Source organism: Enterobacter soli, assembly GCF_964208575.1.
Taxonomy (GTDB): domain Bacteria; phylum Pseudomonadota; class Gammaproteobacteria; order Enterobacterales; family Enterobacteriaceae; genus Enterobacter; species Enterobacter soli_A.
This window is the reverse complement of record NZ_CAXOFU010000002.1, coordinates 53,870-66,744: the sequence shown is the minus strand read 5'-3', so window position 1 is coordinate 66,744 and position 12,875 is coordinate 53,870. Positions and strand designations below refer to the sequence as shown.

14 protein-coding genes are annotated in these 12,875 nt (G+C 57.1%); 8 read left to right on the top strand and 6 right to left on the bottom strand.

The window, feature by feature from the left end:
* The first annotated feature begins 22 nt into the window (after nt 1-22).
* Both AB6V08_RS02115 and sodC read left to right on the top strand, forming a co-directional pair.
* Nucleotides 23-919, top strand: a complete 897-nt coding sequence (locus tag AB6V08_RS02115) for an aldo/keto reductase family oxidoreductase (RefSeq protein ID WP_368541054.1) — start codon at nt 23-25, stop codon at nt 917-919.
* Nucleotides 920-999: 80 nt separating this feature from the next.
* Nucleotides 1,000-1,518 (top strand): superoxide dismutase [Cu-Zn] SodC, encoded by a 519-nt coding sequence (gene sodC, locus AB6V08_RS02110; RefSeq protein WP_368541053.1) that lies wholly within the window; start codon nt 1,000-1,002, stop codon nt 1,516-1,518.
* Here sodC and AB6V08_RS02105 read toward each other — a convergent pair.
* The 3 genes from AB6V08_RS02105 to AB6V08_RS02095 are packed head-to-tail and all read right to left on the bottom strand — an operon-like array spanning nt 1,497 to nt 4,629.
* Complete coding sequence (locus AB6V08_RS02105) at nt 1,497-3,530, bottom strand: FUSC family protein (protein ID WP_368541052.1); 2,034 nt, start codon at nt 3,528-3,530, stop codon at nt 1,497-1,499. The genes sodC and AB6V08_RS02105 overlap by 22 nt on opposite strands.
* Complete coding sequence (locus AB6V08_RS02100; protein WP_368541050.1) at nt 3,530-4,384, bottom strand: efflux RND transporter periplasmic adaptor subunit; 855 nt, start codon at nt 4,382-4,384, stop codon at nt 3,530-3,532. The genes AB6V08_RS02105 and AB6V08_RS02100 overlap by 1 nt, the downstream gene beginning before the upstream one ends.
* 8 nt (nt 4,385-4,392) lie before the next feature.
* Nucleotides 4,393-4,629, bottom strand: coding sequence for a DUF1656 domain-containing protein (locus AB6V08_RS02095; RefSeq protein ID WP_368541049.1), 237 nt, complete (start codon nt 4,627-4,629; stop codon nt 4,393-4,395).
* A gap of 186 nt (nt 4,630-4,815) precedes the next feature.
* Here AB6V08_RS02095 and slyA point away from each other — a divergent pair, with 186 nt between their 5' ends.
* Nucleotides 4,816-5,256: a transcriptional regulator SlyA gene (gene slyA / locus AB6V08_RS02090; RefSeq protein WP_368541048.1), complete on the top strand. Its 441-nt coding sequence runs from the start codon at nt 4,816-4,818 to the stop codon at nt 5,254-5,256.
* A gap of 33 nt (nt 5,257-5,289) precedes the next feature.
* Here the strand turns inward: slyA and AB6V08_RS02085 are convergent, their stop codons facing one another.
* Nucleotides 5,290-6,651 (bottom strand): MASE4 domain-containing protein, encoded by a 1,362-nt coding sequence (locus tag AB6V08_RS02085; protein WP_368541046.1) that lies wholly within the window; start codon nt 6,649-6,651, stop codon nt 5,290-5,292.
* 200 nt (nt 6,652-6,851) lie between these two features.
* Entirely contained in the window at nt 6,852-7,319 is a 468-nt protein-coding gene (gene slyB, locus AB6V08_RS02080; RefSeq protein WP_368541044.1) for an outer membrane lipoprotein SlyB, read from the bottom strand.
* Between the two features lie 254 nt (nt 7,320-7,573).
* Here slyB and anmK point away from each other — a divergent pair, with 254 nt between their 5' ends.
* The 5 genes from anmK to pdxY all read left to right on the top strand — a co-directional run bounded on the left by anmK (nt 7,574) and on the right by pdxY (nt 12,156).
* On the top strand, nt 7,574-8,698 hold the full coding sequence (gene anmK, locus AB6V08_RS02075; RefSeq protein WP_368541043.1) for an anhydro-N-acetylmuramic acid kinase: 1,125 nt from the start codon (nt 7,574-7,576) through the stop codon (nt 8,696-8,698).
* Between the two features lie 93 nt (nt 8,699-8,791).
* Complete coding sequence (gene mliC / locus AB6V08_RS02070) at nt 8,792-9,115, top strand: C-type lysozyme inhibitor (protein WP_368541042.1); 324 nt, start codon at nt 8,792-8,794, stop codon at nt 9,113-9,115.
* Between the two features lie 57 nt (nt 9,116-9,172).
* Nucleotides 9,173-9,829 (top strand): pyridoxamine 5'-phosphate oxidase, encoded by a 657-nt coding sequence (pdxH, locus tag AB6V08_RS02065; protein ID WP_368541041.1) that lies wholly within the window; start codon nt 9,173-9,175, stop codon nt 9,827-9,829.
* Nucleotides 9,830-9,954: 125 nt separating this feature from the next.
* Complete coding sequence (gene tyrS, locus AB6V08_RS02060) at nt 9,955-11,229, top strand: tyrosine--tRNA ligase (protein WP_368541040.1); 1,275 nt, start codon at nt 9,955-9,957, stop codon at nt 11,227-11,229.
* A gap of 66 nt (nt 11,230-11,295) precedes the next feature.
* Entirely contained in the window at nt 11,296-12,156 is an 861-nt protein-coding gene (gene pdxY, locus AB6V08_RS02055) for a pyridoxal kinase PdxY (RefSeq protein WP_368541039.1), read from the top strand.
* 59 nt (nt 12,157-12,215) lie between these two features.
* Here the strand turns inward: pdxY and gstA are convergent, their stop codons facing one another.
* The gene (gene gstA, locus AB6V08_RS02050; RefSeq protein WP_368541038.1) at nt 12,216-12,821 is read right to left on the bottom strand and encodes a glutathione transferase GstA; all 606 of its coding nucleotides are present in this window, start codon (nt 12,819-12,821) and stop codon (nt 12,216-12,218) included.
* Nucleotides 12,822-12,875 lie beyond the last annotated feature (54 nt).

The window sequence follows — 12,875 nt, the reverse complement described above, 5'->3', positions numbered from 1 at the left end:
TCTACTCCTTGAGGAAATTGTTATGGTTCAGCGTATTACTCTTGCACCCCAGGGCCCGGAGTTTTCCCGTTTTGTGATGGGTTACTGGCGCCTGATGGACTGGAATATGTCCCCCATTCAGCTGGCAAGCTTCATTGAAGAGCACATCGATTTAGGCATCACCACCGTCGATCACGCCGATATCTACGGCGGTTATCTGTGCGAAGCGGCCTTCGGCGAGGCCCTCAAGCTGGTTCCGGCGCTGCGTAACCAGATGGAGATCGTCACCAAGTGCGGCATCGCCACCACCGCGAAGCCTGAACACGCGCTGGGTCACTACATTACCGATCGCGACCATATCGTTAAAAGCGCCGAGCAATCGCTGGTGAATCTGGCGACTGACCATATCGATCTGCTGCTGATCCACCGCCCGGATCCGCTGATGGACGCCGACGAGGTGGCAGAGGCGTTCCTGAACCTGCACCAGAGCGGCAAAGTGCGCCATTTTGGCGTGTCGAACTTCACGCCGGCGCAGTTCACCCTGCTGCAGTCCCGCCTGCCGTTTACCCTGGCGACTAACCAGGTGGAAATTTCCCCGGTTCACCAGCCGTTGCTGCTGGACGGTACGCTGGATCAGCTGCAGCAGCTGCGCATTCGCCCGATGGCGTGGTCTTGCCTGGGCGGCGGTCGCCTGTTCAACGACGAGGCATTCCAGCCGCTGCGCGACGAGCTGGCGACGGTGGCCCGCGAGCTGAACGCGGAAAGTATTGAGCAGGTGGTTTACGCCTGGATCATGCGTCTGCCGTCGCAGCCGCTGCCGATTATCGGCTCCGGCAAAATTGAGCGCGTGCGCTCGGCGCTGGCCGCTGAAGAGCTGCAAATGACCCGCCAGCAGTGGTTCCGCATCCGTAAGGCAGCGCTGGGCTACGACGTACCATAATCTGGAAAATGGTGACTTTCCGGTGAAATCTTTGCCCCTGGTATAGACTTAAGGGGCAAAAAATAATCAACGGAGGTCACATGAAGCGTTTTGCTCTGGCACTCGTCACGCTGGTTGTTTGCGCAGGTGCGCAGGCCGCCAGCGATGACGTCGAAATGCACCTCGTCACATCTGAGGGGATTGGGCAGTCCGTCGGGACGGTAACCATCACCGAAACCGACAAAGGTCTGGAGTTCGCCCCTCATCTCAATGCACTTCCTCCCGGTGAACACGGTTTTCACGTCCACGCTAACGGCAGCTGTGAGCCTGCGCTGAAAGAGGACAAACCCTCGGCGGCTGAAGCGGCAGGTGGACACCTCGATCCGCAGAGTTCCGGCAAACACGAAGGCCCTGACGGTATGGGGCATCTGGGCGACCTGCCCGTACTGGTGGTCAACAACGACGGGAAAGCCACAGAGCCGGTGGTCGCGCCACGGCTGAAGAAGCTGGACCAGGTTAAAGGCAAAGCGCTGATGATCCACGTCGGCGGCGACAATATGTCCGATCGGCCTAAACCGCTGGGCGGCGGCGGGGCGCGCTACGCCTGCGGCGTGATCTGATCCCCAATGGTGCCCGGCGGCGGAGCCTGCTCCAGCTGAGACAGCGAGCAGTGCAGCCGCCAGACTATTGAGGCTAAATCGCGCGCCGCCGGAAGATGGTGGCGCGCGAGCGTATCGCAAATACGCTGCAGCTCGTTGAGCGTCGCCTCCAGCGGACGCTGCTGAACCCCGCGTTCGCTCATCACGTCCCGTAACAGCGCAATACACACGTCCCGCACCTGCGACAGCGGATCGGAGCGGGTTTCCCACGCGCGCAGCTGCCACACCACGTGGGAACAGTTGAGCAGCACCACGCCCCAGCGCAGCAGCCAGCGGCGGGAGAGGGAGTCCTGGCTGTTATTGAGCTGGCTCACGTGGTGATAAACCAGCGATTCATACTCGCTCTCGCGCAGGTGCGGCCTGCGGCTTAGCTGGTCAACAAAGCCCCGGCGCAGCTCGCGGATGTGACGCCGGCTTTTACGCGCGTCGGAGCCCGGACGCAGCACGGCAAACGCCAGCCACGCCAGCGCCACGCCGATGATTTTCGCCAGGTTATCGTTCAGGAAGCTGGCGAAGTCGTAAACCGGCGGATTGGTCACGGCGATGAACGACCCCATAAACACAATCAGCTGGCCCCACAGCCCGGCAAGCTTTGGCATTTGCAGCTTGAGCAGCTGCATGGTGGTCAGCAGGGGGAAGAGAAACAGCAGGAACTGCCACAGATCGGTGACTTGCACCATCAGGCCGAACATCACCACAAAGCTGAACAGAGAGAGCAATACCAGCGTGCGCAGCAGCAGCGTCAGGGAGTTAAAGGGCGAGGCGGCAACGGAGTACAGCACGCAGCTGATGGCCGCCAGGGTGAGCGCCGCGGAGGTGGAATCCCACTGGGTAGCGATCCCCCAGGTGCCGACCAGCGTCAGGGCGCAGAAGGTGCGAAAACCGCTCCACAGCGCTTCCAGGCTGTCCGTGTGCCGCGCCAGCGCGGGGCTTCGCGGGACGGCTAACTCGGTGATCGGCGTGGCGTTTTCCACGGCGCGGATCCAGCGGCTGCTGCGCAAATAGAGGCGGCAGAAATAGCGCAGCCGCTGCCAGAAAGCGCGGTGGCGATAGTCATATTCATCCACCGGCGCCAGCGGGGCAATAATGCGCGCCACGCTGTAAAAGTCCGCCGTCGGGCGGGCGAGCTCGGCCAGCAGGGCGTCGATGACTTCCCGGGTATTCGCGGGCGGGTTCGGCCAGTTGAGCAGCATCCGGCGCAGGCTGGAGATGGCGCTGGTCATGCGCAGCTGCTGGTGGAGCAGGTAGTTCAGCAGCGCATTCTGCCGACGGAAGCGGTAGTGGCTCCAGAAGGCCTGAATGCGCAGCAGGTTCATGGTCAGGATCTGACCGATGACTTTTTCATGGGCGAGGCGGATTTCATCGGTGGTATCCGGCTGCCAGAGCAGGCTCGCATGTTCCAGCAGGCGAGCGTGCATGGTTTTTAATGCGCCAATAAGCGTGGTGCCGTCCGAGGTGCTCGGCAGGATCATCATCATCACCCCGCCACACAGGATCCCGATAATCACCTCGCACACGCGGGCCTGGGCGATATCCCACAGCTCGGTGGTGTCCAGCACGTTGATGACCGGAAAGGCGATAATGGCGGCGGTATAGCCCGCAAGCTGGAAGGCGTAGGCAACGTTGTTGGTGAAGTGGGCGCAGGCCCAGGTACACAGGCCGAGCCACGCGGCCATGCTCAGTAAAAAGAGCCAGGGATCGTTCAGGGTATGTCCGGCAATAATCAGCGCAGCCGTTGCGCCCAGCAGGCTGCCCGCCACGCGCCCGAGGCTTTTGCTGATTACACCGCCCACGGTCGGGAAGCTCACCACCGCCGCGGAGGTCATCGCCCAGTAGGGTTCATCCAGGTTCAGATGATAGGCGACCATGAGCGCCAGACACATCGCAATGCCGTTGCGCAGGGCATAGCGCCACTGTGGCCGGGTTGCTTTGACCCAGGGTACGTTACGCCAGGAGAAAGCGGGCAGGTTCATCAGCGCGTCCCGATGGAGACTGTGCAGGTGGTGCCTGACACCAGGGTGATGTCTTTCGGCAGGCTGTCGAACTCGACGCGCACCGGTACGCGCTGGGCCAGGCGCACCCAGGGCACGTTAGGCTTAATGTCCGGCACCAGGCCAGAATCGGTCTCCACGCTCTGATCGTAGATCGCGCGACCGATGCTGGATACGTGACCCTGTAACGTCTGCGAGCCGCTGTAGAGGGTGATTTGCGCCGGCGCGCCTTCCCGGATATGGCGCAGTTTAGTCTCTTCAAAATAGCCGACGACGTAGAACGAGCGGCTATCGACCAGGGCAAACACGGGCTGTCCGGTGGTGGCGTAGTTCCCGACGCGGGCTGAAAGGTTAGTGACCCATCCGTCAACGGGGGATTTCACCACCGCCTGCGTCAACTCCCACTGCGCCTGTTTCAGCGTGGCTTCGGCAACGTCAACGCTGGCCTGCATGGCCTTCACGTTGATATTGGCAGTGTCTAAATCCTCGGCTGAAATATAGTTTTGCGATAAATGGCGACGGCGATTGGCTTCGTTATTGGCTTTTGCCAGGTCCGACTGCGCTTTGGCGAGCTGCGCCTGAGCGTTAAGGATAGCGATACGGAATGGGGTCTCATCAATGCGGAACAGGACGTCGCCCTGCTTGACGAACTGGTTATCTTTCACCAGCAGCGCGGTGATGCTGCCGGACACCTGCGGCGTGATGCTCACCTGCTCGGCGCGGATTTTACCGTCGCGCGTCCAGGGAGACTGCATGTAGTAATTCCACAACCACCAGCCGGCGATCAATGCCAGGGCCAGAACCATCAGACTAGAGAAATATTTTAGCGTTTTCATCGAATTATCTACCAGACAATCAATACGGCAAGGCCAAGACACACGGACAGGGCAAACAGGGAGAGATCCATCAGCATGGGGTGCCAGATTTCACCGGAATACATCCAGTCGCGCAGCAGACGGTGCGCAACCAGCCAGATCAAAAAGCCCAGAAAGACGGCTTTAAAAATGGGGGGGAAATAGACTGATGCACCGACAATCAGGTCCTGAAGGGGTAACCCCGCGGAGCTAAATGAAAACGTCACGAGCAGAAATCCTTTGCAGTTGAAGGGGAGCCAGGGCGGCCGACCGTCACGCGATGAGGCGTCAGTAATCAGTTTACGTCATACTTACAACATCGATGAATGCAGTATTACATTTGTTTTGGCAATATAAATGCTGCACACTATTCTAAAATCAGTATAATAACTTAGCAAGCTAATTATAAGGAGATGAAATTGGAATCGCCACTTGGTTCTGATCTGGCAAGGTTGGTACGCGTCTGGCGTGCTCTGATTGACCATCGCCTGAAACCTCTGGAATTGACACAGACACATTGGGTCACGCTGCATAACATTCATCAGCTGCCGCCCGAACAGTCGCAAATTCAACTGGCGAAAGCGATCGGCATTGAGCAGCCGTCACTGGTACGTACGCTGGACCAGCTGGAGGAAAAAGGACTGATCTCCCGGCAAACCTGCGCCAGCGATCGTCGCGCTAAGCGCATCAAGCTCACTGAAAAAGCGGCGCCAATCATTGACGAGATGGAAGCCGTAATCAGCAAGACGCGAGGGGAGATCCTGTCAGGGATCTCGCCAGAGGAACTGGACATGCTTATTGGCCTTATCGCACGCCTTGAGCAGAACATCAGTGAACTGCAGTCGCGCGACTGACACCTGAAAGGCCTTGCACCCGCAAGGCTTTTTTTATTTGAACACCACCACGCGGTTACGTCCCGTCTCTTTCGCCTCATACATCGCTTTATCGGCGCTTTCTACGCACTCTTCGGCGGTGGTTTGCGCTGAGGTCGCCGTAAACACGCCCATACTGATGGTAATCGGCTCCGGAAGCTGTCCGTTGCTGCTGGATTTATCAAAGCTGCTTAAGTGAAGGCGAATGCGCTCGGCAACCTGCAAGGCGGCTTCCGACGAGGTATTGTTCAGCATCAGCACAAACTCTTCGCCGCCAATGCGCGCGGCGATGTCCTGCGGGCGAACGGAGTCCACCAGAAGATTGGCGACAAACTGCAGCACTTTATCGCCCTGGAGGTGACCATAAGTATCGTTAATGCGTTTGAAACGATCCAGATCGCTGACGATAACCGACACCGGGCGACTGGGCTTCACCGAACCGAGCGTCTGGGTGAGGGTGTCGTAGAAATAGCTGCGGTTATAGAGGCGCGTAAGCGGATCGCGAATCGAGTTTTGATAGGACTGCTGATACTTCAGATGGGATTCACGGTACAGATTAAATACGTCATAAAGCAGCACAAATATAATCAGAAGCGTTGCTGCTGTTTCAAATAAACGGGAGCGGTACCAGGCAATATCTTCCGCGTATCCACCCATCATCAGCATCGCCAGCGTCACAATGTAGCAAACGCACAGGAAATTACCGCCGACCCAGAACAGATTGCGCAAACGGGTAATAATCATCAGCGTGGCTAATGCAACAACCCATATTATAATCAGGATGATATTGATTACGTGGCTCCAGAGAACCATGAACTGTCGCGTTTCATTATCCACTAAATCAATCATTAATCTGTCGGAATGGCTGGAATAGAGCCACGCAAACGAAACCATTGATGCGGTGAATATAAATAAGCCAATAAAGATGGCGATATGGGCCAGGCGGGAAAGCGGATAATCCCGGATTGTATAAAGCAGCGCCGCGATAATCATTAATACCGCCATCATGATGTGGCGGAACATGAAGAAAATCATGGCGTCGTTATAGTTAATGACGTTGAACTGGTAGAGGTCAAGCCAGGCCGGGAAGCTGGAGAGCGTGCCCAGCATCAGCAGCATTGAGCCGTCAAACGCAAACGCCAGGGCAACCAGATAGATGCGCCTGCGGTCGCACCAGTATTTCATCGACATGAAGCAGGCGATGAAAAGATGAAATACCAGCAGAAAGATGGTGAGCGTCGGGAATAGCAGAGGAGAAAATGAATGAACGAGCTCAACCAGCTTCGAAAAAGAAACCTGTAGGATCCCGATGACGATAATGCAGCCAAGGCAAAAGGCGATATAACGGTTCTGTATATAACGAGTAATCGGAATCATACGTGTTTTTAACAAAATAGAAATAGAGATGAAGAAAATGTGAATTCATTAAGTTTAATGATTTATAGCGGGAATACTTTGCGCAGGAGCAATAATAAGAAGGGTAATTATTAGAAGGTGAGGACGTATTTGTAAGTATATTTAATTAAATGATGAATAATGTAAAAGGATGCAGCCGGGCGGCTACATCCTTCTGATATTTAGCGTGGGGAAACGGTGACCTGGCTACCGTTGCTTGCCAGAACGACGCGCTGGCCAGCAGAGAAGCGAGTGTTGCCCTGTTTCTGCACAACCATGATGGTGCTGCCGTCGTCTTTACGGATTTCCAGCTCAACGCCCTGGGTTTTGTTCATCGCACCCTGTACGCCCTGGCCTGCGACGCCGCCGGCGACAGCACCCGCTGCGGTTGCCAGAGAACGACCGGTACCACCGCCAATGGTGTTACCCAGGAAACCACCCAGCACAGCACCACCGATAGCGCCAACGACGTTGCTGTCATCACCACCCTGAATCTGTACAGGACGCGCATTAACAATCGTACCGTAAGTCACGTTTTGAACTTGTTTAGCCTCAGACGCGGTATAGACGTCCCCGGAAAGGGAATCGTTGTTCACACAACCCGCCAGCGTCAATCCAATAAGCGAAACGCCCAGTACACGTAAAATCATTTGAATCTCCTGTTCACCAAAAACGCCCAGTCGGGCATCCGTTATGGCTAAATTATATGGCATTAGAGGCCATAGTTCATATCTTTGCACTAACAATAAGAAAATTGTACTTGAATTTGGCTTAACGAGGCGTAAACAAACCGCCCCCTGTGAAAGAGGGCTTGCATTGTTAAAAAATATTATCGGCGCGTAGCAAAGCGGCGCCGTTTATGGTGGAGTGGTGGCAATTCGCCCACGCAACGTAAGGAAAACGCATGAAATCGGGTCGCTATATAGGTGTTATGTCGGGCACCAGTCTTGATGGCGTAGATGTCGTTCTGGCTGCAATAGATGAAAATATGGTGGCACAGCAGGCGAGCCTGACGTGGCCGATCCCTGTGGCGCTGAAAGAGGACATCCTGGGCATCTGCCAGGGACAGCAGCTGACGCTCTCGCAGCTGGGCCAGCTGGACGTGCGCCTGGGCGCGCTGTTTGCCGATGCGATCCTGGCGCTCATGCATAAAGAAAACCTGCAGCCGCAGGATGTGGTGGCGATTGGCTGCCACGGCCAGACGGTGTGGCACGAGCCCACCGGTGAAGCGCCGCACACCCTGCAAATTGGCGATAACAACCAGATCGTCGCGAAGACCGGCGTCACCGTGGTGGGCGATTTTCGCCGTCGCGATATCGCTCTTGGCGGGCAGGGCGCGCCCCTGGTGCCGGCCTTTCACCAGGCGCTGTTGGCGCATCCGACCGAGCGCCGCATGGTGCTCAATATTGGCGGTATCGCCAACCTCTCAATGCTCATCCCCGGCCAGCCGGTTCGCGGGTACGATACCGGACCCGGCAACATGCTGATGGATGCCTGGATCTGGCGGCAGTGCGGCAAACCCTATGACAAAGACGCGCAGTGGGCCTGCGATGGAAAAGTGGTGCTTCCGCTGCTCCAGTCCATGCTCAGCGATCCGTATTTCGCCGCTCCGGCGCCGAAAAGCACCGGGCGCGAGTATTTCAACTACGGCTGGCTTGAGCGCCAGCTTGCGCCGTTCCCGGCCCTTGCGCCGCGTGACGTTCAGGCCACGCTGGCCGAGCTCACGGCGGTCTCCATCTCTGAGCAGGTGCTGCTGAGCGGCGGCTGCGAACGTTTGCTCGTCTGCGGGGGCGGCAGCCGCAACCCGCTGGTGATGGCGCGACTGGCCGCGCTGCTGCCGGGAACGGAAGTCTCCACCACCGATGACGCGGGGATCAGCGGCGATGATATGGAAGCGCTGGCCTTTGCGTGGCTTGCCTGGCGCACCGTCGCCGGGCTGCCGGGGAATCTGCCTTCGGTCACCGGGGCGCGTGAAGCCTCTGTTCTGGGCGCCATTTTCCCGGCAAATCCGCGTCATAATCAGAGTTAACTGAAATTCAGCGCTGCAGGTTGCCGTTAAGATAATGGAAAAACAGGAGGGCAGCAGTGCCCTCCAGACCAGGATAGTCTTCGGAACACGATCATGAAAAAACTCATTCTCCTTGTTGCCCCTCTTTTGCTGGCCGGATGCAGCGCCTATAACCAGTTTGTTGAACGCATGCAGACCGATACGCTGGAATACCGCTGTGACGAAAAGCCGCTGACCGTGAAAATCAACAACCCTCGCCAGGAAGCCAGCTTCGTGCTCGACAACAAGCTGCTGACCCTCAAGCAGGGCATGTCCGCCTCCGGCGCGCGCTATACCGACGGGATTTACGTCTTCTGGTCTAAGGGCGACGAGGCCACGATCTACAAGCGCGACCGCATTGTGCTGAACAATTGCCAGCTGCAAAATCCGAAGCGTTGAGATTTTTACGGGGGCGGCGCACAATAGCGCCACCCACTCTCAACGTCAGCTAACGCCATGTCAGATAACGACGAATTGCAGCAAATTGCGCATCTGCGCCGTGAATACACCAAAGGCGGCCTGCGTCGCCAGGATCTTCCCGCCGAACCCCTCGTACTGTTTGAACGCTGGCTGAAGCAGGCCTGCGAAGCGAAACTTGCCGACCCGACCGCCATGGTGGTTGCCACCGTTGATGAAAACGGCCAGCCGTACCAGCGCATCGTGCTGCTGAAACATTACGACGAGAAAGGGCTGGTGTTCTACACCAACCTCGGCAGCCGCAAAGCACACCAGATTGAAAACAACCCGCGTGTTAGCCTGCTGTTCCCGTGGCACATGCTGGAGCGCCAGGTGATGGTGACAGGCAAGGCCGAACGCCTCTCTACCCTTGAAGTGGTGAAATATTTCCACAGCCGCCCGCGCGACAGCCAGATTGGCGCGTGGGTGTCTAAGCAGTCCAGCCGAATTTCCGCCCGCGGCGTGCTGGAGAGCAAATTCCTCGAGTTAAAGCAGAAATTCCAGCAGGGCGAAGTGCCGCTGCCGAACTTCTGGGGCGGATTCCGTATCCCGATCGAGCAGATGGAGTTCTGGCAGGGCGGTGAACATCGCCTTCACGACCGCTTTTTATACCAGCGCGAGAACGAAGGCTGGAAAATCGACAGACTGGCCCCATAATCCCCGAAATTTGTTGTGTTAAGCGCTAGCGCTACGTGCGCCAGCGCTTTATTCTATGTTCCTTTCGCATCAGGCGAAAAGTCGTGTACCGGCAAAGGTGCAGTCGTTTATACATGGAGAATTTGATGGCAAGCAGTAACTTGATTAAACAATTGCAAGAGCGGGGCCTCGTGGCCCAGGTGACGGACGAGGAAGCGTTAGCAGAGCGACTGGCGCAAGGCCCGATCGCGCTCTATTGCGGCTTCGATCCCACCGCTGACAGCTTGCATTTGGGGCATCTTGTTCCATTGTTATGCCTGAAACGCTTCCAGATGGCCGGCCATAAGCCTGTCGCACTGGTAGGCGGCGCGACCGGTCTGATTGGTGACCCGAGCTTTAAAGCCGCTGAGCGTAAACTGAACACCGAAGACACCGTGCAGGAGTGGGTGGACAAGATCCGCAAACAGGTTGCACCTTTCCTCGACTTCAACTGCGGCGATAACGCTGCGATTGCTGCCAACAACTATGACTGGTTTGGCGGTATGAACGTACTGACCTTCCTGCGCGACATCGGCAAGCACTTCTCAGTTAACCAGATGATTAACAAAGAAGCCGTTAAGCAGCGTCTGAACCGCGACGATCAGGGCATCTCCTTTACCGAGTTCTCCTACAACCTGCTGCAGGGCTACGACTTTGCCTGCCTGAACAAGCTGCACGGCGTTGCGCTGCAGATCGGCGGCTCTGACCAGTGGGGTAACATCACCTCCGGTATCGACCTGACCCGTCGTCTGCACCAGAACCAGGTCTTCGGCCTGACCGTTCCGCTGATCACCAAAGCAGACGGCACCAAGTTCGGTAAAACCGAAGGCGGCGCGGTATGGCTCGATCCGAAGAAAACCAGCCCGTACAAGTTCTACCAGTTCTGGATCAACACCGCGGACGCTGACGTTTATCGCTTCCTGAAATTCTTCACCTTTATGGACATCGACACCATCAATGCCCTGGAAGAAGAAGACAAAAACAGCGGTAAAGCGCCTCGCGCTCAGTATGTTCTGGCGGACGAAGTGACCAAACTGGTTCACGGCGAAGAAGGTCTGGCGGCGGCGAAACGCATTACCGCGAGCCTGTTCAACGGCACGCTGAGCGACCTGAGCGAAGCCGACTTCGAACAGCTGGCGCAGGATGGCGTGCCAATGGTTGAGATGGAAAAAGGCGCTGACCTGATGCAGGCGCTGGTGGATTCCGAGCTACAGCCGTCCCGCGGCCAGGCGCGTAAAACCATCGCCTCTAACGCCATCACCATCAACGGTGAAAAACAGGCCGATCCGGAATATACCTTCGCGGACAGCGATCGTCTGTATGGCCGCTACACGCTGCTGCGTCGCGGTAAAAAGAATTACTGCCTGGTCTGCTGGAAGTAATCAAAAGTATGCAGGGGCGTGGGAAACCACGCCCCTTTTTTATTTCAGGGTTGTGGTAAGCAAAAAATGAAGAACATCCTCGCCATTCAGTCCCACGTTGTTTTTGGACATGCTGGCAACAGCGCCGCGGAATTTCCGATGCGCCGCCTCGGCGCCAACGTCTGGCCCCTCAATACCGTTCAGTTTTCCAACCATACGCAGTACGGCAAATGGACCGGCTGCGTAATGCCGCCGTCGCATCTTACCGAGATAGTGCAGGGCATTGCCGATATCGACCAGCTCAGGCGCTGTGACGCCGTTCTGAGCGGCTATCTCGGCTCGGCGGAGCAGGGGGAGCATATCCTCGGCATCGTCCGTCAGGTGAAGGCCGCGAATCCTGCGGCGAAATACTTTTGCGATCCGGTCATGGGGCACCCTGAGAAGGGCTGCATCGTCGCGCCCGGCGTGGCGGAGTTCCACGTTCGTCACGCGCTGCCGGCAAGCGACATCATCGCCCCGAACCTGATTGAGCTGGAGATCCTCTGTGAGCACCCGGTCAACAGCGTAGAAGAGGCCGTAAGCGCCTCTCGCGAACTGATCGCGCAGGGCCCGGAGATTGTTCTGGTTAAGCATCTGGCGCGCGCGGGGCTGAGCCCTGACCGTTTTGAGATGCTGCTGGTGACCAAAGATGAAGCCTGGCACATCAGCCGCCCGCTGGTGGACTTTGGCGCGCGTCAGCCGGTTGGCGTGGGGGACGTTACCAGCGGACTGCTGCTGGTGAAGCTGCTGCAGGGCGCAAGCCTGCGCGAGGCGCTGGAGCACGTGACCGCCGCCGTGTATGAGATCATGATTGCGACGAAAAACATGCAGGAGTATGAGTTGCAGGTGGTGGCGGCGCAGGATCGTATCGCCAGCCCGGAGCACTATTTCAGCGCGACCCGTTTATAATCGCGCGCCTTTCGAACGCCGGGTGAGCGATAGCGCCACCCGGCAATCAGACATCCCGGTTAGTTCAACCCTTCCGCTTTCAGCGCAGCAGCCACCGCAGGACGTTCCGCTACGCGTTTCATATAGGCAGCGATATGGTCGAGTCCGTCCATATTCAGCTTAACCGCACGCGCCCAGCGCAGAACGGTAAACAGATAGGCATCGGCGATGGTGAAACGCTGGCCGCAAATCCACTCATCGTTTTTCAGCGAGTCATTAATGAAGTGCAGCTTCTTCTCCAGCAGGGCGCGCACGGTAGGCTTGTACTCTTCCGGCGTGTCAGGGCGGAACAGCGGCGTGAAGCCCTTGTGCAGCTCTGTAGCAATGTAGTTCAGCCATTCGATTGTCTTATAGCGAGAAATGCTGCCGGTCGGTGCCAGCAGCTGGCGGTCAGGCACGTTATCGGCGAGGAACTGCATAATCGCGACGCCTTCGGTCAGCAGCGTACCGTCGTCCAGCAGCAGAGCCGGAACTTGTCCCTTCGGGTTAATGGCAAAGAAATCGTCGCCGTTTTCGAGGCGTTTTTTCATCAGGTCAACGCCGTCCAGCGTGAAATCTTTGCCGCTCTCGCGCAGGGTGATATGGGAAGCAAGAGAGCAGGCGCCCGGTTTGTAGAACAGTTTCATCGGTAACTCCTTTTTGCTGAGGTTTCAGCTATGTTAGTGCGCGTATGCATAAAA